This window comes from Nocardia rhizosphaerihabitans, assembly GCF_014646295.1.
Classification (GTDB): Bacteria; Actinomycetota; Actinomycetes; order Mycobacteriales; family Mycobacteriaceae; genus Nocardia; species Nocardia rhizosphaerihabitans.
In genome coordinates this window covers 181490-206046 of the sequence record NZ_BMNE01000009.1, presented here as the reverse complement: position 1 = coordinate 206046, position 24557 = coordinate 181490, and the positions used below count along the sequence as shown (strand labels likewise).

At 67.4% G+C, this 24557-nt stretch carries 28 protein-coding genes; 7 read left to right on the top strand and 21 right to left on the bottom strand.

Going from position 1 to position 24557, the window contains the following annotated elements; translation table 11 throughout:
* Nucleotides 1–16 precede the first annotated feature (16 nt).
* From IEY60_RS30175 to prpD, 3 genes are read right to left on the bottom strand one after another with little or no spacing between them, the layout of a single operon-like run.
* Nucleotides 17–1141, bottom strand: coding sequence for a bifunctional 2-methylcitrate synthase/citrate synthase (locus IEY60_RS30175; RefSeq protein WP_189033901.1), 1125 nt, complete (start codon nt 1139–1141; stop codon nt 17–19).
* Nucleotides 1141–2055: a methylisocitrate lyase gene (gene prpB, locus IEY60_RS30170; protein ID WP_189033900.1), complete on the bottom strand. Its 915-nt coding sequence runs from the start codon at nt 2053–2055 to the stop codon at nt 1141–1143. Before prpB ends, IEY60_RS30175 begins: the two co-directional genes overlap by 1 nt.
* A complete protein-coding gene (gene prpD, locus IEY60_RS30165) occupies nt 2055–3557 on the bottom strand; it encodes a 2-methylcitrate dehydratase PrpD (protein WP_189033899.1) in 1503 nt (500 codons plus the stop codon). The genes prpB and prpD overlap by 1 nt, the downstream gene beginning before the upstream one ends.
* Before the next feature lie 156 nt (nt 3558–3713).
* Between prpD and IEY60_RS30160 the strand changes: the two genes are divergently transcribed.
* Nucleotides 3714–5156 carry a short-chain fatty acyl-CoA regulator family protein gene (locus tag IEY60_RS30160; protein ID WP_189033898.1) on the top strand — a complete coding sequence of 481 codons (1443 nt, stop codon included), beginning with the start codon at nt 3714–3716 and terminating at the stop codon, nt 5154–5156.
* Between the two features lie 31 nt (nt 5157–5187).
* A complete protein-coding gene (locus IEY60_RS30155) occupies nt 5188–5475 on the top strand; it encodes a hypothetical protein (RefSeq protein WP_229740256.1) in 288 nt (95 codons plus the stop codon).
* 49 nt (nt 5476–5524) lie between these two features.
* On the opposite strand, the gene IEY60_RS30150 is transcribed toward IEY60_RS30155, so the two are convergent.
* The 3 genes from IEY60_RS30150 to IEY60_RS30140 form a co-directional block, all read right to left on the bottom strand.
* Complete coding sequence (locus IEY60_RS30150) at nt 5525–6193, bottom strand: hypothetical protein (RefSeq protein ID WP_308426140.1); 669 nt, start codon at nt 6191–6193, stop codon at nt 5525–5527.
* A gap of 78 nt (nt 6194–6271) precedes the next feature.
* Nucleotides 6272–6763 (bottom strand): adenosine-specific kinase, encoded by a 492-nt coding sequence (locus IEY60_RS30145; protein ID WP_189033897.1) that lies wholly within the window; start codon nt 6761–6763, stop codon nt 6272–6274.
* A 314-nt stretch (nt 6764–7077) separates the two neighbouring features.
* Complete coding sequence (locus tag IEY60_RS30140; protein WP_189033896.1) at nt 7078–8745, bottom strand: bifunctional 3'-5' exonuclease/DNA polymerase; 1668 nt, start codon at nt 8743–8745, stop codon at nt 7078–7080.
* A 202-nt stretch (nt 8746–8947) separates the two neighbouring features.
* Here IEY60_RS30140 and IEY60_RS30135 point away from each other — a divergent pair, with 202 nt between their 5' ends.
* Nucleotides 8948–9235, top strand: coding sequence for a hypothetical protein (locus IEY60_RS30135; RefSeq protein WP_189033936.1), 288 nt, complete (start codon nt 8948–8950; stop codon nt 9233–9235).
* Between the two features lie 37 nt (nt 9236–9272).
* Here the strand turns inward: IEY60_RS30135 and IEY60_RS30130 are convergent, their stop codons facing one another.
* Genes IEY60_RS30130 through IEY60_RS30120 form a run of 3 tightly spaced genes read right to left on the bottom strand, consistent with a single transcriptional unit; the run spans nt 9273 to nt 11384 of the window.
* Entirely contained in the window at nt 9273–10034 is a 762-nt protein-coding gene (locus IEY60_RS30130) for a glucose 1-dehydrogenase (RefSeq protein ID WP_189033895.1), read from the bottom strand.
* Between the two features lie 14 nt (nt 10035–10048).
* A complete protein-coding gene (locus IEY60_RS30125; protein WP_189033894.1) occupies nt 10049–10879 on the bottom strand; it encodes an SDR family NAD(P)-dependent oxidoreductase in 831 nt (276 codons plus the stop codon).
* 10 nt (nt 10880–10889) lie between these two features.
* Nucleotides 10890–11384, bottom strand: coding sequence for a nuclear transport factor 2 family protein (locus IEY60_RS30120; protein WP_189033893.1), 495 nt, complete (start codon nt 11382–11384; stop codon nt 10890–10892).
* Nucleotides 11385–11564: 180 nt separating this feature from the next.
* Between IEY60_RS30120 and IEY60_RS30115 the strand changes: the two genes are divergently transcribed.
* Entirely contained in the window at nt 11565–11825 is a 261-nt protein-coding gene (locus tag IEY60_RS30115) for a hypothetical protein (RefSeq protein WP_189033892.1), read from the top strand.
* 11 nt (nt 11826–11836) lie between these two features.
* Here the strand turns inward: IEY60_RS30115 and IEY60_RS30110 are convergent, their stop codons facing one another.
* The 3 genes from IEY60_RS30110 to IEY60_RS30100 form a co-directional block, all read right to left on the bottom strand.
* Nucleotides 11837–13108, bottom strand: coding sequence for a PucR family transcriptional regulator (locus IEY60_RS30110; protein WP_189033891.1), 1272 nt, complete (start codon nt 13106–13108; stop codon nt 11837–11839).
* A 217-nt stretch (nt 13109–13325) separates the two neighbouring features.
* Nucleotides 13326–13493 carry a hypothetical protein gene (locus IEY60_RS30105; protein ID WP_189033890.1) on the bottom strand — a complete coding sequence of 56 codons (168 nt, stop codon included), beginning with the start codon at nt 13491–13493 and terminating at the stop codon, nt 13326–13328.
* A gap of 175 nt (nt 13494–13668) precedes the next feature.
* A complete protein-coding gene (locus IEY60_RS30100; protein ID WP_189033889.1) occupies nt 13669–14268 on the bottom strand; it encodes a TetR/AcrR family transcriptional regulator in 600 nt (199 codons plus the stop codon).
* 120 nt (nt 14269–14388) lie between these two features.
* Between IEY60_RS30100 and IEY60_RS30095 the strand changes: the two genes are divergently transcribed.
* Nucleotides 14389–15213 (top strand): SDR family NAD(P)-dependent oxidoreductase, encoded by an 825-nt coding sequence (locus IEY60_RS30095; protein WP_189033888.1) that lies wholly within the window; start codon nt 14389–14391, stop codon nt 15211–15213.
* 6 nt (nt 15214–15219) lie between these two features.
* Here IEY60_RS30095 and IEY60_RS30090 read toward each other — a convergent pair whose 3' ends face one another.
* Together IEY60_RS30090 and IEY60_RS30085 are read right to left on the bottom strand one after the other, a co-directional pair.
* Nucleotides 15220–16140: an alpha/beta fold hydrolase gene (locus tag IEY60_RS30090; RefSeq protein WP_189033887.1), complete on the bottom strand. Its 921-nt coding sequence runs from the start codon at nt 16138–16140 to the stop codon at nt 15220–15222.
* A gap of 121 nt (nt 16141–16261) precedes the next feature.
* Nucleotides 16262–16963, bottom strand: a complete 702-nt coding sequence (locus IEY60_RS30085; protein WP_189033886.1) for a TetR family transcriptional regulator — start codon at nt 16961–16963, stop codon at nt 16262–16264.
* 77 nt (nt 16964–17040) lie between these two features.
* Between IEY60_RS30085 and IEY60_RS30080 the strand changes: the two genes are divergently transcribed.
* Together IEY60_RS30080 and IEY60_RS30075 are read left to right on the top strand one after the other, a co-directional pair.
* Entirely contained in the window at nt 17041–17943 is a 903-nt protein-coding gene (locus IEY60_RS30080; RefSeq protein WP_189033885.1) for an alpha/beta hydrolase, read from the top strand.
* A gap of 117 nt (nt 17944–18060) precedes the next feature.
* A complete protein-coding gene (locus tag IEY60_RS30075; protein ID WP_189033884.1) occupies nt 18061–18600 on the top strand; it encodes a TerD family protein in 540 nt (179 codons plus the stop codon).
* A gap of 25 nt (nt 18601–18625) precedes the next feature.
* Here IEY60_RS30075 and IEY60_RS30070 read toward each other — a convergent pair whose 3' ends face one another.
* The 7 genes from IEY60_RS30070 to IEY60_RS30040 form a co-directional block, all read right to left on the bottom strand.
* Entirely contained in the window at nt 18626–19600 is a 975-nt protein-coding gene (locus IEY60_RS30070; RefSeq protein ID WP_189033883.1) for a glycine betaine ABC transporter substrate-binding protein, read from the bottom strand.
* Nucleotides 19597–20334 (bottom strand): ABC transporter permease, encoded by a 738-nt coding sequence (locus IEY60_RS30065; protein WP_189033882.1) that lies wholly within the window; start codon nt 20332–20334, stop codon nt 19597–19599. Before IEY60_RS30065 ends, IEY60_RS30070 begins: the two co-directional genes overlap by 4 nt.
* Nucleotides 20331–21569 (bottom strand): ATP-binding cassette domain-containing protein, encoded by a 1239-nt coding sequence (locus IEY60_RS30060; RefSeq protein WP_189033881.1) that lies wholly within the window; start codon nt 21567–21569, stop codon nt 20331–20333. Before IEY60_RS30060 ends, IEY60_RS30065 begins: the two co-directional genes overlap by 4 nt.
* A complete protein-coding gene (locus tag IEY60_RS30055) occupies nt 21566–22210 on the bottom strand; it encodes an ABC transporter permease (protein ID WP_189033880.1) in 645 nt (214 codons plus the stop codon). Before IEY60_RS30055 ends, IEY60_RS30060 begins: the two co-directional genes overlap by 4 nt.
* Before the next feature lie 93 nt (nt 22211–22303).
* Nucleotides 22304–23239 (bottom strand): TauD/TfdA dioxygenase family protein, encoded by a 936-nt coding sequence (locus IEY60_RS30050; protein WP_189033879.1) that lies wholly within the window; start codon nt 23237–23239, stop codon nt 22304–22306.
* Nucleotides 23240–23351: 112 nt separating this feature from the next.
* Nucleotides 23352–23846: an SRPBCC family protein gene (locus tag IEY60_RS30045; protein WP_189033878.1), complete on the bottom strand. Its 495-nt coding sequence runs from the start codon at nt 23844–23846 to the stop codon at nt 23352–23354.
* Nucleotides 23847–23884: 38 nt separating this feature from the next.
* Complete coding sequence (locus IEY60_RS30040; RefSeq protein WP_189033877.1) at nt 23885–24553, bottom strand: TetR/AcrR family transcriptional regulator; 669 nt, start codon at nt 24551–24553, stop codon at nt 23885–23887.
* Nucleotides 24554–24557: the final 4 nt, after the last annotated feature.

Genomic DNA, 24557 nt, shown 5'->3' with positions numbered 1-24557 from the left:
GCGACTCCCCGGCGAGCTAGGCCACGACCGCCCGTTGCGGCACTCCGACGTACTCGCTCAGTGGCCGGATCAGGGCGTTGGATTCGCCCTGCTCGATGATGTGCGCGGTCCAGCCGGTGATCCGGCTCATCACGAAGATCGGGGTGAAAACCTCGATGTCGAATCCGAGCAGGTAATAGGCGGGGCCGGTCGGAAAGTCGAGGTTGGGCTTGATGCCGGTGGCCTCGTGCATGGTGTGTTCGAGCGTTTCGTACATCCGCACCCATTTGCCGCCGTCGGTCGCGGCGGCGATGTCCAGGAACGCCCTTTTCATCGTGGGCACACGGGAATCACCGTTCTTGTAGACCCGGTGGCCGAAGCCCATCACCTTTTCCTTGTGCGCCAGCTTCGTGCGCAACCACTCCTCGGCCAGCGCGGGATCGCCGATCTCGAGCATGTCGTGCATGACCGCTTCGTTCGCGCCGCCGTGCAGTGGGCCCTTCAACGCGCCGATGGCGGCGGTGACCGCGCTGTAGATGTCGGACAGCGTCGAGGTGACGACCCTGGCCGCGAAGGTCGAGGCGTTGAAACTGTGCTCGGCGTAAAGGATCAGCGAGACCTCGAACGCCTTCACCAGCTCCCGCGACGGGATCGTACCGAAGCACATGTTCAGGAAGTTCTCCGCGTATCCCAGATGCGAGTGCGGCGCAATCGGATCCAGGCCGTGGCGGCGCCGGTGGTCGGCGGCCACGATGGTCGGCAGCACGGCGAGCATCCGAAGTGCCTTGGCGCGGTTGGCCTGTGCCGAGTTGTCGTCCTCGGCCGGGTCTTCGGCGCCGAGGTAGCTGATCGCGGTGCGGACGATGTCCATCGGATGGCAGTTGTCGGGCATCTTCGCCACCAGCGACAGCAGCGACCGGTCCGCGCGCCGGGACGCGCGCTCCTGCTGGCGGAACCGTTCCAGCTCGACATGATCGGGCAACTCACCACGCCACAGCAGATAGGCCACCTCCTCGAAGGAGCAGTGCGCGGCCAGGTCCTGCACGGCGTAGCCGCGGTAGGTCAGCGAGTTCGTTTCCGGGACCACCTTGGAGATCGCGGTGGTGTCGACGACGACACCGGCGAGTCCCTTGTAGATGGTCGGTACGGCGATCTCCGTCATCACTGGTCCCTTTCCAGAGCGAAATTGAAGATGTCGGAATCGAATTCGTTGTAGCGCTCGTACTGCAGCAGTTCGTAGAGGCGGCTGCGGTGCTGCATCCGGTCGAGCAGACCGGATTGGGTGCCCTGCTCGTAGATCTCGCGCAGCCCGGCCTCCGCGGCGAACATCGCCAGCCGCAGCGTGGAGACCGGGTAGATGACGGCGTTGTAGCCGATGGACTCCAGCGTCTGGGCCGAGATCAGCTCGGACTTGCCGAATTCGGTCATGTTGGCCAGCAGTGGTGCCGTGACAGCCGCGCGGAACTTCTCGAATTCGGCTGCTTCGGAGAGGGCTTCGGTGAAGATCAGATCCGCGCCCGCGTCGGCGTAGGCCTTCGCTCGGTCGATCGCCGCGTCGATGCCTTCGATGCCCGCGGCGTCGGTGCGGGCGCAGAGGACGAAGTTCGGGTCCCGCCGCGCCGCGACCGCTGCCCGTAGGCGCCGCACCATCTCTTCGACGGGGACCACGGCCTTGCCGTCGAGGTGCCCGCACCGCTTCGGGTTGACCTGGTCCTCGAAGTGGGCGCCGGCGATCCCGGCGTCCTCTAGGAAGGTGACCGTGCGGGCCGCGCTCATCGGCTCACCGAAGCCCGTGTCGGCGTCGATGAGGACCGGAAGGTCGGTGACCCTGGCGATCTGGCGGCCGCGCTCGGTGACCTCGCTCAGCGTGGTGAGCCCGATATCGGGCAGGGCGAGGTCGGCGGAGACCACCGCGCCCGAGACGTAGACGCCCTCGAAGCCGATCTCCTGGATCAGCTTGGCCACCAACGGATTGAACGCGCCGGGGATTCGCTGGATCCGGTCCGAAGCCAGACCGGCCCGGAACGCGGTGCGCTTGTCGGCGGCCGAAGTCGCCGATGCCAGCAGGCCGGTCATCAGAACAATCCCTTCGGCAGCTTCGGCGCGCGGGCGAGCACCTCGTCGGAGACGGTGAAGTTCAGCCGGCCCAGCTCCTCGGCGGACAGGTCGGGGGTGCGCTGGGCGACGTCGAGGAAGCGGTCCTGCTCGGCCGGGTCGATGACACCCTCGGCGAGCGTGCGGAACTTCGCGATGTACTGGTCGCGGGCGAACGGGCGGGCGCCCAGCGGGTGGGCGTCGGCGACGGCCAGCTCGTCGACGATCACCTCGCCGCTCTTCAAGGTGACCTCGGCGCGGGCACCGAAGGCCTTCTCGTTCGGGTCGGTGGAGTGGTAGCGCCGGGTCCATTCCGGGTCCTCGGCGGTGGAGATCTTGCGCCACAGCTCGACGGTGTCGGGGCGCTGCGCGCGCTCGGGGGCGTAGGAACGCTCGTGGTGCCAGGTGCCGTCCTGCAGGGCGACCGCGAAGATGTACATCACCGAGTGGTCGAGGGTTTCCCGCGACGCCGTCGGATCGAACTTCTGCGGGTCGCCGGAGCCGGTGCCGATGACGTAGTGGGTGTGGTGACTGGTGTGCAGCACGATCGTGGCGATCTCGTCGAGATCGCCGATGCGGTCGCGCATCCGGCGGGCCAGGTCGATCGGCGCCTGGCTCTGGTACTCGGCCGAGTGCTCCTTGGTGTAGGTGTCGAGGATGCCGCGCTTGGGCTCGCCGGGGCCGGGCAGCGGCACCGAGTACTCCGCGTTCGGCCCGCCCAGCAGCCAGGCGATGACACCGTCCTCGCCCTCCCAGATCGGGGCAGGGGCGCCCTCACCGCGCAGGGCGCGATCGACCGCTTCGACGGCCATCTTCCCGGCGAAGGCCGGTGCGTAGGCCTTCCAGCTCGAGATCTCGCCTTTGCGGGACTGGCGGGTGGCGGTCGTGGTGTGCAGGGCCTGCCCGATGGCCTGGTAGATCGTCTCGGTGTCCAGGCCGAGCAGGGTGCCGATACCGGCCGCGGCCGAGGGGCCGAGGTGGGCGACGTGGTCGATCTTGTGCTCGTGCAGGCAGATCGCGCGCACCAGGTCGACCTGGATCTCGTACCCGGTGGCCAGACCGCGGATCAGGTCGGCGCCGCTGCGGCCGGTGTGCTGGGCGACGGCGAGGATCGACGGGATGTTGTCACCAGGGTGCGAGTACTCCGCGGCCAGGAACGTGTCGTGGAAGTCGAGCTCGCGCACCGCGACTCCGTTGGCCAGCGCCGCCCACTCCGGGGAGAACCGGCCGGGCACACCGAACACCGCGGCGCCGGGCCCGTAGGGATGCGCCAGCGCCTGGGCGCGCGCGTTGGCCACCGGACGGCGGGTGATCGAGGCCGCCGCCACCGCCGCGTTGTCGATGATCCGGTTGACGATCATCTCCTCGGTCTCCGCGGGCACCGGCACCGCGTCGGTGGCAACCTCGGCGATCCGCCACGCGAGGTGTTCCTCTCGCGGGAAGTCCTCGGCGGAACGGTGCGTGCGGACGAGATGGTTCTTCACGGTGGCGGCCTCCAGGAGCGGTGAATTTCGACTGCTTGTTTCGCACGTTACACACGGCGCGATTACCGCGAAACACACCGCAAATGCCAAATCTTGTGGACGAAAATCAGCGAAGTTGCGTAAGTTGTGAAAGCCACCGCTGCTAGATTGGGCGCTATGCAGAAGATGTACGCGGGCGCACGGCTGCGGACGCTGCGTGAACAACGGGGGCTGTCCCAATCGGGGATGGCGAAGGTGCTCGGGCTATCGGTGAGCTACGTCAACCAGCTCGAGAACGACCAGCGCCCCTTGACCGTGCAGGTTCTGCTGCGGCTCAACGCCACCTTCGACCTGGACATGGGCTTCTTCGCCGCCGACACCGACGCCCGGCTGCTGGCCGACCTGCAGGACGTGTTCGCCGACGACCCCGACGCCTACTCGGTCACCAACGCCGAACTCGACGACCTGATGACCCGGGTACCCGGTGCGGCCAGGCTGTTGGTCAGCCTGCATCGGCGCCTGCGCGGAGCCACCGAGCAGCTGGAACAGTTCTCCGCGGGCATCGAGGGCTCGACCGTGGAACCCGGCACGGCGATGCCCTACGAGGACGTCCGCGACTTCTTCTACGACCGGCGCAACCACATCCCCGAACTCGACCATGCCGCCGAGCACCTTTTCACCCAGAATCGGCTCAGCATCGGCGGTCTGGATCTGCAGCTGACCAGGCTGCTGCACGAACGCCATGACATCACCGTCACCATCCGCTCCGACAACCCCACCGACCCCGGCCCCAAGCGCGTCTACGACCCGCAGGCTCGCCGGATCACCCTCGCCCGCAGGCTCTCCCCCGGCCAGCGGGCCTTCCAGCTCGCCACCCAGCTGGCGTTCCTCACCCATGCCGGCACCATCGACACGCTCACCGCGTCGGTGGAGACCATGCCCGCCGGCTCCCGTGAGCTGTTGCGGATCGGTCTGGCGAACTACTTCGCGGGGGCATTGATCCTGCCCTACACCAGGTTTCGCGACGCCGCCGAAGCACTGCACTACGACATCGACCTGCTGTCGTCGATGTTCGAGGTCGGCTTCGAGACCGTCTGCCATCGGCTCTCGACCTTGCAGCGCCCGAACCAGCGCGGGGTCCCGTTCTTCTTCGTCCGCACCGACCGCGCGGGCAATATCTCCAAACGGCAGTCCGCCACCGCCTTCCACTTCTCCCGGGTCGGCGGCAGCTGCCCGCTGTGGGTGGTGCACGAGGCATTCACCACTCCGGGCCGGATCCGCACCCAGATCGCCGAGATGCCCGACGGGCGCAAGTACCTGTGGCTGGCCCGCACGACCGACGAGAGCACACCCGGATACCTTTCTCCCAAAAGGGATTTCGCGATCGGCCTTGGGTGCGACCTCGCCTACGCCGAGAAGCTCGTCTACTCCCACGGGCTGCCGATCCACGACGAGACCACCGCGGTCCCGATCGGCGCGGGCTGCAAGATCTGTGAACGGCCCGACTGCGCCCAACGTGCGTTCCCCCAACTGGGCCGGGCGATCCGCGTCGACCAGAACCGGGCCGCCAATATCCCCTACACCCCGGCCGATCGGGAAGGCGGACCGCGCACTCCGTGACGGTCGGCAGGGTGCGGGCTACGCTCGTGGAGTGCCCGACACCGAGGCCTCGCCGCCACCACGCAACGGCGCCGGTCTCGCATCGCTGGTGCTCGGCATCGTCGCCTGTGTTTTCTCGTTCATCCCGTTCGCCACGGAGTTCGTTGCGGTGCCGTCGTCTGTCGCCGCGGTGGCCGCGGCGTTCATCGGGTGGGACCGGATCGAACGCGGGGTCGCCACCAACCGCGCCGACACCGTCGCCGGTGGTCTGCTCGGCGCGTTCGCGCTCGCCACGAGTGTGCTCGTCTACCTCGCGACCCACAGCGGCGATGCGGTCTAGCAGCATCCGGCCCGGGAGCTTGCACTCCCGGGCCGGATGACTCCTGATGTCAGACCATCTCGGGCACACGCAGGTGAGCGAACCCCAACCTGAACTCCGCCACATCGAGAATCCTGGCACCCGTGACCCGGGTCGCCATCGACCTGATCCGATCGGCGTGTTCGCGGCTGCTGTCGAGCTCCTCGCGGCTCGCCCAGACGGTGGAGCCGACGCCGCGGCCGGTCGCCCGGTCGACGAACAGGCTGGCGCTGCGGAATCCTTCGAGCTTCTCGAACTCCGGCATCAGCTGTGATTTGAACGTGTCGATCGCCTGGTCGATACCGGACGGATCGACCTGCACCCAGGTACACCGGGTGCACGCGTTCGCGCCGGCCAGGTGATCGCGATGCATCACCGCGACTTCCCACTCCTCGACCTTCTCGACCGGCCCGTGCAATGCCTGGGCCAGACCTTCACGCAATGGCTGGACGCGCCGGCTGCTGGCATGCAGTGCGTCCTCGGATTCCCACGCGGTTGTGGCGATGCAGCGCCCTGTCGACCTGTCCACCATCAGCGACAGACCGACCCAGCCTTCCAGCTCGGGCAGATTCGGCATCACCTCATTGCGCAGGTATGCGAGTCCGCCGTCGATCGACGACGGCTGGGCTGCAATGGTGCTTGAACGTGCGTACACGAGCCACCTCCTGCTCCCTAAAGGCGGCACCCCGGTGGGCGCCACCGGACATACCCACTGTCCTCCACGGTTACCGTCCGCACAATGGCTCAGAGGACGCGGCGGTTCGGCGGACGCGGGTCCCTACAACTTGTAGCCGATCTGACGCAGTAGCTGTCGACGGTCTGCCTGATCGTCGGCACTTTCCACGCCCAGTGGTGCTGACCCGTCGACCACTCCGACAATTCCGCGGCCCAGCTCGGTCTGAGCGATCAACACATCCACGGGATTGGCGGTGGCACAGAATATTCCGCAGACTTCCGGGACATGCCGGATCGCGTTGAGCACATTGACCGGATATCCCTCCCGCAGGAAGACGATGAACGAATGTCCCGCACCGACGGCGAGTGCGTTCGTCGTGGCGAGCTCGATCAGATCGTCGTCGTTGCCGGAGTGCCGGACCAGGCACAACCCGGACGCCTCGCAGAATGCCAGCCCGAACCGCAGGTGGGAACTGACCCCGACCAGCGCCTCGTGCAGATCCTCGACGGTTTTGATGAAGTGCGCCTGCCCGATGACGACGTTGAGATCATCCGGCTTGTCGATGCGCACGGCTGTCAGCTCCACATCCAGCATTCTGCGCCGCACCGATGCCGATGCACAGCACGTCTCGGCACCGATTTGCTTGCGCAGCCCCGATGGGCCGAAAAAGGCCGGATTCAGGTGCCCACAGGTATTGACAGAACGAAAATCCGGAGAAGACTGTACATATACCAGAACACCGGAAATGAGCCAGGCTGTTCGATGGAGACGTCTGTTGACAGCGGTGACGATTTTCGAGGATCTGGCTAGGCCCCCGGCAAGCCAATCGAATGCCAGAGTCGTCAGCGACGACTGAAGCTCATGGATTCGATGGAGACTACCGGGGACTGTTCTGTGTGGGGGTCTTTCTACTTGGCGTCTCCGTAACACTCCACCACAGCGGTGGTGAACGGGAACCGTACCGGTGTCGATCCGAAAGCGAGCCGGCCTGCGGTCTCGGCCGCGGCGGCGATCGCGGCGGTCACCGTTGTCGCCTCCTCCGCCGGACAGTGCACGATCACCTCGTCGTGCTGGAAGAAGACCAGTTCGGCGCGCAGACCGGCGATCGCATGACGCACACCGGCCAGCACCAGCAGGGCCCAATCGGCGGCGCTGCCCTGCACGACGAAATTGCGGGTGAACCGGCCACGGGCTCGGGCCGCGGAACTGCTGCCATATCCCCCCGGATTCTCCTGGGACGGGTCGGGTTCCTCCGGCGCGGCGACCGACAGCGGCGGGCAGGTGCGGCCCAGCCACGTGCGCACCAGGCGGCCTTCCTCGCCGGCGCGCGCCGCGTCGTCGACATAGGCGACCGCCGCCGGATACCGCCGCCGGAGCCCGGCCAGGTGGATCAGGGCATCGCCGGAGGTCTGGCCGTAGATGGCGCCTAGCAGGGCGATCTTGGCTTGGGCGCGGTCGCCGCCGAATCCGCGGGCCGCCAGATCCGCGTACAGATCCTCCCCACGACCGGCCACCTCCATCAATCCGGGGTCGCGCGATACGGCGGCGAGCACGCGCGGCTCCATCTGATCGGCGTCGGCGACCACCAGACACCAGCCGGGGTCGGCACGGATCGCCTGCCGGATCACCTTCGGAATCTGCAGCGCCCCACCACCATTGGTGGTCCAGCGGCCCGTCACCGTGCCACCGGGCAGGTACTCGGGACGAAACCGGCCGGCGTGTACCCACTGTTCGAGCCAGGACCAGCCGTGCGCGGTGTACAGGCGGTACAGCGACTTGTAGGCCAGCAGTGGCGCCACGGCGGGGTGGTCGACCTGCTGGAGTTCCCATTTTCGGGTGGACGACAGCTCGATCCCGGCGCGGGCGAAGGCTTTGACGATGTCGGCGGGCAGGTCGGGCCGAACCCGGACGGCGCCACCGAAGGCGCGCGACACCTCATCGGCCAACTCCGCCATCCGGCGCGGTTCCGGCGCACCGGGAACCCGCTCCCCCAGCATGGTGTCCAGCAATTCGCGGTGGACATCCGCGCGCCACGGGATCCCGGATCGCGACATCTCCGTGGCCACCAGCATGCCCGCCGATTCGGCGGCAAGCAGCAGCCGCATGCGTTCCGGATGCTCGGTCTGCGCCGTCCTGGCGACCTGACCCGCGTAGACGTCCAACAGCGCGGTGAACTCGTCCGTGCCGGGCGGGAGCGGTACCGGCGCCGACTCGAACAGCGACGGCTGGGATTCGGGAGCCCGTGCGGGAGCGTCCGGCGGGACCGGCAGGTTGTGCAGGCGCGCCCAGGCTGCCGCCAGGGATCGCGCCTGACCCGCCTGACCCTCCTCGTGCCCGATCAGCAGGGCTTCCGCGGCCTGCACGTCGTAACAGCGCTCCACGCGCACACCGGCCGCGAGCAAGGTCCGGTAGATCTCGGCGGTGGATCGCCACACCCACCGCTCGACCTCGGGACGCGAGCGCACCGCCTCGGCCAGCGACGGCTCGTAGACCACCGGTCCCGCGGGCCGGCCGTCCCGCTCGAGGGGACACAAACGAGCACCACCGTCACCCCACTCCGCCACCGCCCATCGCACGTGACCGAGTCTGGCAGCGGGGTCCGACAACCCTCGGTGGCGGCGGCTACGCGGCACGGCTTTCGGGGCGTACCGTTGACTGTCCGGTTGCCGGGCCGCACAGTTGGTACTGCAGACTTTGCGCGTGTCGTGGTGGTGTCCACAGGATTGCCGCTGTTCACATGGGGTATCAGCGTGATTGATCGCACACGGAGAGGATGCGATGACGATGCGCGGCCGACGGAATCGACGTGATCGGGAAATTCGCGAAGTACGAGAGATCCACGCCAGGCCATCCCATCAAGTCGCCAAGTTCTTGCTGTCTACGCTGCTGCTGGTCTGGGTCGGGTCCGGGATGGTCGCGGCTATGCAGCGGAACTACTTCACCAATCCGCCGGTCAACTGCGGCGACTGGGGCACGATCGCCGTCACGCTCGTGGCGGGCCCCCTCAACTATCTGGGGGCGAACCCGAAGATCACCGAGTGCCAGCTACCGGAGCCGAGCCAGTGAACGGCGCAGATGCCGGGCGGATCGTGGTGCCGAGGAACTAGCCGTTCATGTCGACGACCGGAGGGCCTGCCGTCCAGCCGCCGTCCACGGCCAGCTCGGCGCCGGTCGTGTACGAGGCAGCGTCGCTGAGCAGGTAGGTGACCGCTCCGGCGAGTTCTTCAGGTCGCCCGACTCTGCCCAGCGGCGCGTTCGGAAAGCCGCCCTCCGCCAGACTGATTCCGGTGGGCGCGGTCATCGGGGTGAGCACCATTCCGGGGTGTACCGAGTTGACCCGGATCCGGTCGCGCGCGAGCTCGACCGCGGCGACCTTGGTGAGCCCGCGCACACCCCACTTGGCCGCGCCGTAGGCGCCTGTGTGCGCCAGGCCGACCAGCCCGGCGGCCGAGGAGATATTGACGATGGAACCACCACCGGCCGCCCGCAGGGCGGGCACCACCGCGTGGATGCCGATGTTCACCGATACCAGGTTGACCTGGATCACCCGCTGGAACGTCTCGAGCGGCTCCTCGACCAGCGGCACACCCGAGGCGGTCACCCCGGCATTGTTCACCAGGCCGGTCAGTGTGCCGAAGGCACCGACAGCGGTGTCGACGGCCTGCTGCCACGACGCCGGGTCGGTGACATCGAGGTGTACGAACCGGGCGCGCTCCCCCAGCTCGCCTGCGACGGCGGCGCCGTCCTCGTCCAAGAGGTCACCGATCACGACACTGCCGCCCGCGGCGACGATCCCCTGCGCGAAGGCCGCGCCCAGACCGCGCGCTCCACCGGTGACCAGCACTACTTTGCCCGAAAGCTCCATCACAAATCCCTTTCTCACCGGATACCGAAGACTGCGCCGCCACCGAAGGCCGCGCGATGTGACACCGGCTGTCCACCGTCGATATCGGTGATCCCGTATTCGACGGCCGCCTCGGCGGTGATCACCGTGCTGCCGCTGCGGGTGCCGATCTCGGGATCGGTGGCCAGCGCCAGGACCACCCTGCCGACGAATTCCGGTGTTTCCGCACCCGCGATCGGGAACCCCTCGATGTCCTCGACACCCATGGCCAGCACCTGCTCGGTGCGCACGATCCCGGGCCACAGCGACACGGTGCTCACACCCGTCCCGCGCAGCTCCACGGCCATGTCACAGGCCATCTTGTCCAGCCCCGCCTTCGACATCCCGTACAGCACCGAGTGCAGGTAGCCGCGGGTGCCGAACGAGGAGATGTTGGCGATGACGCCGCTGCCGCGGGCGACCATGCGCCGCGCCGCCTCGACGGAGGCGACATAGTGCGCGCGCAGGCCGACGCCGATCAGCGTGTCCCAGTCATCGACGGGCCGCTGCCAGAACGGGTCGCTGAACCCGGCGAAACCGTCGGGATTGGCCCAGACGTTGTTGACCAGCAGGTCGAGCCCGTCCTGTTCGGCGGCGATGCGGGCGAAGACCGCGGCGATCTGCGCGTCGTCACGATGGTCGCACCGCACGGCGATGCCGGTGCCGCCGCGGGCGCTCACCTCGGCGGCTGCCGCCTCCAGCGGGCCACCGCCATCCGCGCTGCCCCGTCCGGTCAGATACACGGTCCATCCCGCGGTGCCGAGCGCCAGCGCGATTCCCTTGCCGACGCCGCGGCTGGCGCCGGTCACCAAAGCGATCTTCGACATGTCCGGGGCCCTACTGCGCGATCCGGCAGGCGTCGTCGAGCGGCCGGGTGATCGCCCACAGCCGGTGGAACGTGCAGGTCGCGATCTTCCAGCGGCCGTCCTCCAGCCGGTATTCGTCGGCGTATTCGCCGGTGGCGACGGTCTCGGTGCGCTCGATGAGGTTGACCTGGCGGAACCGCAGCGTCCACCGGCCGCTCGCGGTGCCGTCCGCGCGCACCGTGATGTCGGGGTGCACGCCGTGGTGCATGTCGAGGATCGCGTGCTTGCCGTCTACCTGCTGCAGGGCGATCGAGGCGAAGACCGCGGCCATGCCGTCGGCATCCATCGCACCGAGTTCGCCGTAGTCCAGCGCCGAGCCGACCGCGACGAAACAGTCGCGGAACCCTTCGGGGTCCTTGGCATCGCAGGCACGGAAGTAACGATGCTTGAGCGCGGTGATCGACTCGATCGCCGCCAACCGCGCCAGATGCGTCGCGGCGTCGTCGGGCTGGGGGGTTGCCGTCATGAAACTCACCGTATGACCTGGCGGATGTCAGCGCCTGCGCGTCTTCCCGCTCATCGGGAACGGACCGCGGATTTTCGGCGGTTTCCCGCGCACCGTCCCTGGGTAAAAAGATCCCGATACCCGTTCGCGGAACCGGCGACGGGACGCGGATTCCGCGACGTACACCACGGGAGAAACACAGTGTTGAGTTTGCTCGGCGTCAACCGCCGCACCGAGACGGCCGACAGTTGCCCCGGCGCGCCCACCTCGGCCGGACTGCTGGAATCCGGTGACATCGTGGTCACCCCGCGTCGTAGCTACCGCGTGATCAGCACGAGCTTCGCCGGCGGCGCGCATAACGCCGGACGCGTGATCGCCGATACGGTCGACCTGGTGACCGGACGCCTTCGCGTCTTCGAATTCCCCAGCACCGACACCACGGTCACCGTCCGAGCGGCATAGCCCCGCCCGGATCACCCTGCGCGAGAACTGGTCTCGCCCTCGGCGCGCAGGTTGTGCGGCTTGCCGAGTCCGCGATGCGCGCGGATCAGCAGCGCCGCGCGGAGATAACACAGACCGGTGACGTCGTTCAGATCGAAGCCGGTGAGCTGGCCGATCCGTTTCAGTCGGTAGTCCACCGTATTCGTGTGGATGAACAACTCGCGCGCGGTCCGCGAGCGCTGCAAATTCGTCGCCATGTACACCTCGAGCGTCTGCAGCAGTTCCGGATGCGCTTCGAGGGAATCGACGACCGAGCTCAGGTAGTCGCGGGCCGGGCCCTGCCTGGTCAGCTGATATTCGAATGCCAGTTGATGCGGACGATAGACCCTGCTCGAGCCACCGAGCCGATCCACTATTTCGACCAGTTCATGGACCTGTTCGGCCGCGCGCGGAATGTCCGCGGGTATCGCGGTCGTCGTCACCGCGCGCACCGGAACCTGGGCCGCCTCGGACAATCCGGCGATCAGTTCGTCCAGTTCGAGTTCGGAGAACTCCGAGGTGGGCAGCAGCAGGGTGCCGCCGTCGACACTCAACAGCGACAGCACCTTGCCCACACACCGGTTCGCCAGCTCGGCCTGCACGCGACGCAGCTTGCGCCGGGCGACCACATTGCCGTCGAGCGAAGGGATGAATTCCTCGACATGGGGCGGCAGCGCGAGCGCGACGACGTGATAGCTGTCGGCGACGGTGATGCCGCATTCCCTGGCCATCGTCGAGGTGTTCTGACCACCGAGCAATGCCGAGGTCAACGTGTGGACGGCGGTGTGGTGCTCACTGACGACCGAACGCAGTTCCCGCACATAGGCCATGGATACCGCCGAGGTGATCATGTTCTGGATGTCGGTCAGCCGCCGGGCCACACCGACGACGGTCTCGTGGTCCTGGTTGGTGACACCGGCGATGACGAGGTCGAAACCGAGTTTGAACCCTTCGTGCACGGCATTGTGGATGGTGTCGATCGGGATGCCCTCCCGCGCCCAGTCCGCGGCCGCGGCTTGGATCTGTTCCAGCCGCCCCGGTAGGTCACGCCCGTCGAGCGCGCCCCTGGTCAGCTCCAGACACACCCGGGTCACCGTGGTGACATCACCGTCGAGTACCTCGCCGGGCAGTGTCGCGCACGGCACGACATTTTCGATGAAATGGCCCACCATCTGACGGGATATCGTCCGCACATCCTTCAAGGGGTTCGACACCGGACGGCCCGCTGCGGTCAAGAACGGCGCAATGGATGGTGAGACAGCCATGATGAATCCTTCCCAACCCAGATCACTGGGCAAGCCCCCAATCTACCGTGTACCACAAACCGCCGTCCTGGCTTCGCTTGTGATAAACAGCAACGGAAATCCGGATCAATTATGGATTCCGACAACACCATCGGACGGTTCGATCGCCCCCGAGCCTGCCACCCGGTGGTGGCGAATGAACGTTTCCGCCACCACCGGGGGCACTTCGGCTAGCCGGTCAGAGGCACAGGCTGAGCTCGATCGGGCCGACCGGGAGAGGCAGACACACTTCCACCGAACCCGCAACGGGGGCAGGGGAAGCCGCGGTGGCGGTACCGACACTCAGGGCGCCCGCGGACAGCACCAACGCGGCGACGGCGAGCGGACGAGCAGTTCTGGCGTTCATACAGTTCCTCGATTGCATTCTGTGAAACATCCCCATCTCGGGGACATCTCGATCAGATCACAGGAAACTCCGGAAGCAATCATAGTCCGCGCAGGTTTTGACCTTCCTCCGCAGCATTCGCCGAATCGTCATAGATATCCACAAGATTGAGCGTCGGCATCATCGTCGCATCGCGTCAATCGGGGTCGAACGCGCGTAGCACCGCAGCGACCAAGGCGTCGGCGAACTCGTCGTCGAGGCCACCGGAACGCTGTAGCCATCGCTGGGTCAGCGGCCCGTAGAGCATGTCGACGATCAGATCCAGATCGGCGTCGGCGTGGATCTGGCCGGCGCGCCGCGCACTCTCCAGCCGCCGCTTCTTGGCCGCACGCATCGGTTCGTCCATGCGCTCGCGATAGACGGCGGCGAGATCGGCGTCATTGAGCATCTCGGTCGTCAATGCCCGGATCGGGGCGGCGAACTCGGGGTCGGTGAACTCGGCGGCGGTCGCGCGCAGCACCGTGGTCAGGTCGGCGGCGATATCGCCGGTGTCCGGCAATTCGATACCACCGCCGTCGGGATTCTCGGCCGCGGCCAGCAGGGCATCGAAGACCACAGCGCCCTTGGACGGCCACCACCGGTAGATCGTCTGCTTGCCGACTCCGGCACGCGCCGCGATGGCCTCGATCGTCAGCTTCGCGTACTCGATCTCGCCGATGAGTTCGCGGGTGGCGTCGAGGATCGCCACCCGGGATCGCTCGCTGCGGCGGGTGCGGTCGGGCATGGTTCTGACCATGAGCACAGATCCTATCCAATAACGGAACGGTACGTCTCGTCTTGACAAGCGAAGCGCGTCGGCGCATGATCGTCATCGTCAACGAGACGAACCGTCTCGTTCCAGCGAGAGGAGCCGCGCATGACGCGTGCACACCACGAACCCCGCACCTGGTTCATCACCGGCGCCTCCCGCGGCCTCGGCCGCGCCTTCACCGAGGCCGCACTCGCGGCCGGGGATCGCGTCGTCGCCGTCTCCCGTGACGTCACGCCGCTGGCGGATCTGAATGCCGAGGGCCGACTGGTCGCCTTCGACCTCGACGTTTCCGACCGTGCGGCAGTCGAGCGCGGCGTGGAACGGGCCTTCGCGGCGTTCGGCCGGATCGACGTCGTGGTGAACAACGCGGGCGGTGTGGTCCTCGGCATGATCGAAGAGATCACCGAGGAACAGGCCAGAGCCCACCTGGACACAAACCTCTTCGGCGCCCTCTGGGTGAGCCAGGCGGTGGTGCCCCGACTGCGCGAGCAGGGCTCGGGGCACATCCTCCAGGTCTCCTCGATGGGATCCGCTGGAGGATTCGCCGCGACCGGCCTCTACGGCGCGGGAAAGGCCGCACTCGACAGCATGAGCGAAGCGCTGGCGATGGAGGTCGAGCGGTTCGGCATCAAGGTGACGATCCTGCAGCCCGGCGGCTACGAAACCGGCCTGTTCACCGCCGGATTGACGATGACGGAACAGAATCCCGCCTATGCCCCACTGCGCACCTGGCTCGACGACATGTGGAGCGAATCCGAGGACGCCGACCCCGCACTGGCGGCCTCGGCCGTACTGGACATCGTGAACCTGCCCGAACCGCCCAAGCGAGTCATCCTCGGCGATGCCGCCTACGACATGGTCCAGCAGCTCGTCCAGGCCCGTACCGCCGAAACCGCGAAGTGGGAACACCTGAGCCGTCGGGCAGGGTGACCGAGTTCAGCGCAGGAACGCTGTCAGCACCGGGTTGACCTGCGCCGGGCAGTCCTCATGGACGGTGTGCCCGCAGCCGGGGACAACGGTCGCCGTCGCCTCCGGGATCCGCGCGGCCAGCTGGTGGGCTTGGGATGTGGGGAGCCAACTGTCCCGCTCGCCCCACAGGACGAGAGTCGGCGCGGTCACCTCGGCGAGCCCGGCGTCGGTGAGCCGGTAGTCCAGATTGCGCCACAGCGACAGGAATCCGGCGCGATTGGCCGGTCGGGAGAACGGCGCGTACAGCTCGTCGATCACCTCGTCGGTGACCAGGTGCCGATGCTGGAAGGTGCCGCGGATGTTGTCGGCGTAGAGGTCGCGAGTGGTGAGATTCGTGGCCAGCTCACCGAGCAGCGGAGTGGTGAACAACGGTGTGACAGGCGCCTTTTCGGCGTCGATGCCGGGCGAATCGAGCAGAACCAGTCGCTCGACTCGATCCGGATGCTGTTGTGCGAAGTACAGACTCCAGGCGCCGCCCCACGAGTGCCCGGCGATGGCCGCCCGCTCCAGTCCGACGGCATCGAAAAATGCCTCGATGGCTTCCGACATCGCGGGCAGGTCGTAGGCGAAGTCCTCGCGATGCACCTCGGTGTAGCCCTGACTGGGCAGGTCGACGGCATACACCGTGTGCTCGGCAGCCAGTGCCGGAACGACGTCTCGCCAGGAATAGCCCCACAATCCGCCGCCGGCGATCAGCACGACGGGTGAGCCGGTCCCGGTCCGCGTGTAGTGGAATCGGGCGAGATCGGTCTCGGCGTAGTGGGACCCGATGCGACTCAGATACGGCGAGCCGTCAGGCCCGTCGGCGTGGGCCACCGGCACGGCGATCGCGGCGAGAACCGCAGCGGTTGCCAGCGCGAGGCGGGTGGACAGCGTTCGAATACTCATGGGGGCGCCTTCTTCTCGACGGGATGACTACTCCCAGGACGAGCGAGCAGCGCCCGATGTGACGCGACATGACATGGTTCACAGCTTTGGTCGCCTGTCGCGAAATCTATTCTCATAATCATCAGTTTTTGAGATGGCGGTAGATGGTCGCCCGGGAGACACCGAATCGGTCGGCGATCTCCTCGGCGGTACCGCCCGCCAGATAGAGCGAACGCGCCTGTCCGACCTGCTCGTCGGTGAGCGCGGCGGGCCGTCCACCGTTGCGGCCTCGGGCGCGGCCGCGGGGCCGAGGCCGCGCGGGCTCCCCGAGCAGCGCCCGCGCACCGTCCAGGATCAGCCCGCGGAGGGTGTCGGTCGGTACGTCCCGGAACAGCACCACCGGGTCGGCCAGACCGGCGACCACCTGACAGGCCAGCACCCTGTTCTCGATCCTGTCGTCCGGGCCGGCGACCAAGTCGTTGGCCAAGGCGATCGCGGCCCGGAACCGGTCGGCTACCGGCGCCTGCACCAGCAACGTCATGTCTTTGACGAGCATCGTCAGCGTGTGCCGATGGCGCAGGTGGACATCGACGTAGCCTTCGATCGCCCGCCATCGCACCTCGTCGGGATCGGCGCCTGCTTCGGCGGCGGCCAGTGTCGCTTCGAGCTCGTCCAGCAGCGGCACCGTGAGCTGGTGCAGAATCTCGTCTTTGGCGTCGAAGTGGTAGTAGAGGGCGGCTTTGGTGATGCCGACCTCGTCGGCGATGGCCTGCATCGAGGTGGCCCGGTAACCGCGGGCGGCGAACAGGACCCGCGCCGCGGCCAGGATCCGCTCCGATGTCATCGAATCACTTACCAATGGTCAGTCTTTTCGCTAGAGTGCTTACCGACAGTAAGTCTATTCCCGCGGGGTTGATCCGTATGCGAACCACAGTGTCCTTCCCGGTAGCCGGCGTCCGGTGTACCGGCTACCTCTACTTGCCCGCCGATTCAGGGCCGGTGCCGTGTGTGGTGCTGTGTCACGGCTTCAGCGGAACGATGGACCGGCTCTTCGACTACGCCGAGATGTTCGCCGCGGCAGGCTCGGCAGCGTTGGTCTTCGACTACCGCGGCTTCGGCGAGAGCGACGGCGAACCGCGCCAGGTGCCCGACATCGCCGGTCAACTCGACGACATCCGCGCCGCGGTCGCCTTCGCCCGCGGCCACGAGCGCATCGACCCCGACCGGATCTTCCTGTGGGGGAACTCGCTGGGCGGAGCCCACGTGATCACCGTCGCCGCAACGGATCCCCACATCGCGGCCGTCGTCGCGCAGATCCCGTTCAACGGATTTCCCGACCGCGTGGCGGGCCGCTCGACCGGTGACACCCTGAAGCTGCTCGGCGCGATCGCCTGGGATACCGTGCGCGGCAAACTCGGGATGCGGCCGTACTACATCCCGATGGTCGGCCATCCCGGCGACCTGGCCGTCACCGCGACACCGGAGGCCGAGGAGCATATCCGGACCCTGACCGGCAGCGGAGAAACACTGTGGCGCAACAGCATCGCGCCGCGCGCCCTCCTGCAGATGATGCGCTACCACCCGGCCGAGTCCGCCGCCCGCCTGTCCTGCCCGCTTCTGGTCTGCGTCGCCGCCGACGACCAGGAGACACCGCTGGAAAACAGCCGCGCGCTGGCCGATCGCGCGCCGCATGGCGAGCTGCGGATCTACCCCGGCACACATTTCACCTTCTACACCGACCCGGAGTTGCGCCGACGTGTAGTCGCCGACCAGATCGAGTTCTACCGCCGGACCGACGACGCGCCACCGACCGACATGACGTGAGCTGAACTCCCGCAGTGGTTTTTGCGGCATGTTTACGGGTAGGTGCCTCGGGAACCCGGTCGGTCTCGCACACGGTCGGGCGGGTTCGATTCGTCACCGCTCGACTAGGAGTACCGCATGACCGGAGCACACACCAACACCCTCACCCACGTCACCATGGGGCTGGGCTGGGACCCAGCCCAGCCGGCAGGCACCGTCGTCCCCCGCGGCACCGACATCGACCTCAACGCCGCGGCACTGTCTTTCGCCGCCGACCGTTTCGTCGACGCCGCATTCCACGACCAGTTGATCTCCCGCGACGGCGCCGTGCGCCACCTCGGTGACAGCGTCACCGGAGACGGCGACGGCGACAACGAAGTCATCGTCGTCGACATTACCCAGCTCAGCCCCGACATCTCCACTGTCGTCTTCCTCGTCACCTGCTACACCGGGCAGCGGTTCGGCGAGATCGACAACGGCTTCTGCCGCATCGCCGACAATGTCACCGGCACCGAACTGGCCCACATCGACCTGGGCGCCGCTCGCGACCACACCGGCTTCGTCCTCGGCAAACTCCATCGCCCCCACGGCGATTGGGTGTTCACCCTGATCGGCGAGCCGATGCAGGCGCAGCATGCCGCCGAAGCCGTTCCCCAACTCGGCACCTACCTGGCCTGAGCCCCGGATCGGCCGGTAGCGCCGCCTATTCGATCAGGTTCTCGCTTTTCAGCCAGTCGTAGGCGACGTCGGCGGGGTCTTCGCCGTCGATATCGACGCGGCCGTTGAGTTCCTGCATGAGGTCGTCGGTGAGGCGTTCGGAAATGGTGCCGAGCAGGGGGCGCAACTGGGGGTTGGCCTCGATGACAGTGCCGCGGACCACAGCGGTGCCGCTGTAGGGGAGGAAGAACTTCTTGTCGTCGTCGAGGACGCGCAGGTTCAGGTTCTTGACCCGGCCGTCGGTGGTGTAGACCATGCCGAAATGGCACGGGGCGCTCTTGGCGGTCGCGGTGTAGACGACGCCGGCGTCCATTCTGGTGACGTTGCCCGCGGGGACGCCGTTCGGATCGTTGTAGGGGATACCGTATTTCGCCAGCATGGGAATGAAACCGTCGGAGCGGCTGAAGAATTCGTCGTCGACGCAGAAGGTGCGGTCGGCGACCGGGAGCGCGGCCACATCCGACAGCGACCGCACGCCGAGCCGGTCGGCGGTCGGTGTCGACGCGGCGAAGGCGTAGGTGTCGTTGAAGTTGGCCGGCGCGAGCCATTCGAGGTCGTAGTCGCGCTTTTCGATGTCGTGGACGCGCTGCCAGAGTTCCTGCGGGTCGGCGATCGTCTCGGTCTCGTTGTGGTAGTTGACCCAGCCGGTGCCGGTGTATTCCCACAGCACGTCGGCGTCGCCGTTGAGCTGGGCCTGGCGCGAGGAGGCCGAACCCGGCGCTCCGGTCAGATCGGTGACCGACGCACCCGCCGCGGCCAGATAGGTCGCGGTGATCTTGCCGAGCAGCACACCCTCGGTGAAGCTCTTCGACGTGACGACCAGCTTCGCGCCGTCCAGCGGCCGTTCACCGCCGGGCAGGCTCGCGTCGTGGAAGGTCCCCGACGAGCTCACCAGACCGCACCCGACGAGCAGCGTCGCCGCGAGCGCGGACATCAGCGTGACCAGCCGCGCTCGTCTCATGAGATACCTCGCGGGGTCGCGGCAAGTTCGACGAGCCTGCCGAGCCAGTCGATGATCAACGCCAGCAGCCCGACGAGCACGGCACCGGAGATCAGCAGCTTGGGCAGGAACAGGGTGACACCGGTGGTGATCAGGGTGCCGAGGCTGGTCGCGCCGATGAACGTGCTCAGCGTGGCGGTGCCGACCAGGATGACCAGCGCGGTCCGCACACCGTTGAGGATCACCGGCACCGCGAGCGGCAACTCGACCTGGACCAGGGTCCTGGTGGCCGAGAAGCCGATGCCGCGGGCGGCCTCGATCGTGCGGTGATCCACCTGCCGCAGCCCGACGATCGTGTTCTGCAGGATGGGCAGGATCGCGTAGACGACGAGACCGACGACCGCCGTGCGGAATCCGGTGCCCAGCCAGAAGGTGAACAGCACCAGCAGACCGACCGCGGGCGCGGCCTGTCCGATATTGGCGATATTGACCGCGATCGGCTCGAGCCGCTGCAACGCGGGCCGGGTGAGCGCGATTCCCAGCGGGATCGCGACGACGACCACGATCAGCGTGGCGACGAGGGTGAGCCGGATGTGTTCGAGGATCGTGGTCTGGAGATTCGCCCAGCCGAGCGAGGCCTGCTCGGTCGGGGTGAAGGTCGAGGCCCGATACCAGAGCAGGTAGCCGATCCCGATCACCACGATGACGAGCGGTTCGAACCACACGTCGATCGGGATGCGGCGCAGGCGGTTCATGCCGGTCCGGGTTCGTCGGCGGCGACGACCGGCGTCGGCGTGGGATCGGAGCCGTCGACATAGGTTTCGTAGGAGGGCTCCTCGGCGACGCCGTTGCCCTCGGCGAGCTTGGTCTGGATCACGTCGGTCACCGAGCCGATGCTCAGCGAGCCGACGACAGCGCCACGGCCGTCGGTGACGAGAGTGGCGCCCTGGCTGGCGGCGAGCATGGCGTCGAGCGCGTCGTTGAGCGTCGAGGATTGCGCGACGACGGGCAGCCGCCGGTCCAGGTAGTCCGAAACCTCCGGCTTACTCGCCACTTCCGTCAGCGAGGGCCACGAGCGCGGCCGTCCCGACTCGTCCACCACGACGACCCACGTGTGTCCGGCTGCTTTCGCGCGCGCGATCACGACCGAGGCCGACTCCCCGATCCGCGCGGTGGTCACCGGGTCGACGTCGACATCCCGCACCCGCGACACCGTCAGATACGCCAATTTCGCGCCGGACCCGACGAATTCCTCCACGAACGGTGTCGCCGGATCGGTGAGGATCTCCTCCGGGCGCGCGTACTGCTCGACGTGCCCGCCCTCGGACAGAATGAGCACCTTGTCACCGAGCTTGGTGGCTTCCTCGAAGTCGTGGGTGACGATCACGATGGTCTTGCCGAGCTCGTGCTGGATCGCGATCAGGCTGTCCTGCAACCGAACCCGGGTGATCGGATCGACCGCGCCGAACGGTTCGTCCATCAGCAGCACCGGCGGGTCCGCCGCGAGGGCACGGGCAACGCCGACACGCTGCTGCTGGCCACCGGACATGTCCTTGGGCAGGCGGTCGGCGAAGGTGCCTGGGTCGAGTCCGACCAGATCCAGCAGGTATTCGGTGCGCTCGGCGATGCGCTTGTTGTCCCAGCCGAGCACCCGCGGAATGGCGCCGATGTTCTTGGCCACCGACCAGTGCGGGAACAGGCCGCCGGACTGGATGACGTAGCCGATCGACTGCCGCAGCTTGTCGGGATCCTCCCGGGTGACGTCGCGGCCGCCGATGAAGATCCGGCCTTCGGTCGGCTCGATCAGCCGGTTGATCATCTTCAGCGTGGTCGTCTTGCCGCAGCCGGACGGGCCGACGAAGGCGACGATGTGGCCCGCATCGATCTCCAGGTCGAGCCGCTCGACCGCGGGCTTGTCCTGCCCCTTGTAGCGTTTGACCACCGAGTCCAAGGTGATGGACGCACCGGTGACATTGCGAAGATCGGTCATGCGAGTCCCTTGGCGATCGTGAGGTGTCCGAGCAGGACGAGAAGCGCGTCGAACACCAACGCGACGGCGACGATGAGAATGGTTCCGGTGAGCGCCATTTCGAGGGAATTGGCACCGCCGAGCCGGGACAGACCGTTGAAGATCAGCGAGCCGAGACCGGGCCCGAGAACATAGGCGACGATCGCCGCGACACCGACGATCATCTGGGTCGACACCCTGATCCCGGTGAGGATCACCGGCCAGGCGATCGGCAATTCGACCGTCAGCAGGATGCGCCACCGCGACAACCCGATCCCGCGCGCCGATTCCACGACCGACGCGGGCACCGATCGCAGTCCGACGATGGCGTTGCCGATCACCGGCAGCGCCGCGAAGAACGCCAGCATGATGAACGACGGGACGACACCGAGCCCGAACGGGACGAGCAGCAGCGCCAGCAGTGCCAGCGAGGGAATCGTCAGCGCGACCCGGCTCGAGGTCAGCGTGAGTGCGGACGCCAGCGGCAGCCGGTACACCGCCACCGCGGTGAGAATGGCGACGACCGTGCCGACCAGCACCGTCTGAAAGGCCAGCGACGCATGCTGATAGGTGAGGAACGCCAGCACCTCTCCCCGCCCCTGGATATAGCTCCACAAGTTCACGGCATTCCCATCGTCAGGCTGGGCCAGTGGTATGCGCCGTCGAAGGGTAATCGATACGGCGTGCTCGTCCGGGGATGCGCGAGCGGACGTCCGCTATGCCGCCCGGCGCAACGGGACGGCCGCGTAGGGCTCGGCGTCGCCCGCGATGACCGTGCTCGACCTGCCGTCGACCCCGACCGGGACCTGCCCGGCCAGCGTGATGCGGGTGAGCCTGCGATGCTCGCTGCCGTCGTAGTCGTCGACCGCGTAGTGCTGGGTGGCCCTGTTGTCCCAGATGGCGACATCGCCCAGTGACCAGTCCCAGCGCGTGGTGTGTTCCAGGCGGGTCACCCGATCCTGGAACAGCCGGAACAACGTCCGCGACTCGGTGCTCGACAGGCCGACGATCTCCTTGACGAAGCAGCCGAGCAGCAGGGCACGTTCACCGGTCTCGGGGTGCACTTCCACCACCGGGTGCTCGGTTTCGAAGTAGGTGGACTCGAACTCGCTGCGGTAGGCCCGGTCGATGTCGTCCGGGCTGTCCTCGATGTCGGCGGCGTAGTCGTAGCGGTTCGTGTGTCGCGCGCGCAGGCTCTCGGCCAGCCGCCGAAGTGGTTCGGGCAGCGCGTTGTACGCGGCGACGGTCGAAGCCCAGGTGGTCGATCCGCCGTAGCTGGGCAGCGCGACCGCACGCAGGATCGAGGCCTTCGGGACGCGGTCGACGAAGGTGACATCGGTGTGCCAGACGTTCGAGCGGGTCTGGTGGGAGTCGATGGCCAGGCTCTTCGCGCCGGCCGAGGTGACGGTCGGATGCGGGGTGGTGGGGTCACCGAGCAGCTGCGCGAACTCATATTGCCCGTCCTCGGTGAGGTGGTGCTGGTCGCGGAAGAAGATCACTTTGTGCTCGGCGAGCGCGGCCCGGATCGTGGCGACGGACCGGGCGTCCAGGTCGCCGCCGAGCCGCACACCGTCGATCCGCGCGCCGATGTGGGCACCGAGCTTGACCACCCGCACCGCGCTGCCCGGAACGGCTGCGTCATCGATGGACATACGGAGGCCTTTCGCTCGAACCTGGACTATCAGGACAAACGAAACCAGCCCGGCCGCACCGCGACCAGCTTTGGATTCACCTCGAGCAGAAAGGCACAGCGAACCGTCCTGATTACCGCACCGGAGCGTCGACCGATCCCACGATGCCGCGGGCGATGGAGGCGGTGAGCCGGTTGGTCACCGGACCGGCCAGGCGCAGCAGCGGCCGCAGCGCCGGTCCGCCTTCGACGGCGAACGTCCAGGTCAGCCGCGTGCCCGTAGTGGAGGGCGTGAGCTGGATGTCCTCGGCGAAACGACGCAATCCGGGGATGGTGGCGGAATCGACGGTGAAGGTCATCCGGCGTTCGTCGTCCCAGCGGTAGAAGCGTTCGGTCAGTCCGGCGACACCGGCCAGGGTGACGACTCGCGTGGCACCGACGCCGAACGGGGGCGGCGAGGTCCAGCGCATGCCGGTGACAGCCGACGACCAGGAGACCAAGGCGTCGTCGGCGGTCAGCGCGGCCCACACCGCGCTCGGCGGCGCGGCGATCTCGACGACATGGACATAGCGGTTCGGGGCGGTGGCGAGGAAGCGGTCGTCGGATTCGTGCAGGGCGTAGGTCGGCATGGGCGTGTTCGTCCGTTCTGTCGTGGCGACTGGGTGTTTCAGTGGTCGGACCTGCGCGCGCAGCCGGACAGCCCGTTCCAGCACAGTGCGGCGATGACCTCGACGGCATCCTGCTTGGCAATCGGCCGTCCGGCGTCGAGCCAGTGGCGGGCGGCCAGGTGGCTGGTGCCCACCAGGCTCCAGGCGTACATGTCGGCGGGCGCGGCGGCGACACCCACCGCGCGGAGTTCGGCGGCAACGAGATCGGCGCAGGCGCGCATGGCGCTGCGCACCCGCCATTCGATACTCGGTTCGCTGGGGACCGGCGATTCGAAGACCAGCACGTGACCGCCTGGATCCTCGTCGACGAAGTCGAAATACACCGATACCGCGCCGCGCACCTGGGACCGCGGGTCGGTGTCGGCGGCGACAGCGGCGCGGACGCCGCCGACCATCCGGTCCAGATACTGTTGCAGCACAGCGAGATACAGGTCCAGCTTGTTCGCGAAGTGGTCGTACAGCACCGGTTTGCTGATCCCGGCGCGGGCGCTGATCTCCTCCATCCGCGCGCCGTGATAGCCGCCTGCGACGAACACGTCTCGCGCGGCGACGACGACGGCGTGCCTGCGGTGCGCCCGCCTGCCGTCGCCACGCACGCCGCGCGCGGAGATGATCCCCGCCCCGGCGCCCGGCAGTACCGGGCGCCGGGGAGTCGTGTTCGTCGTCATGACA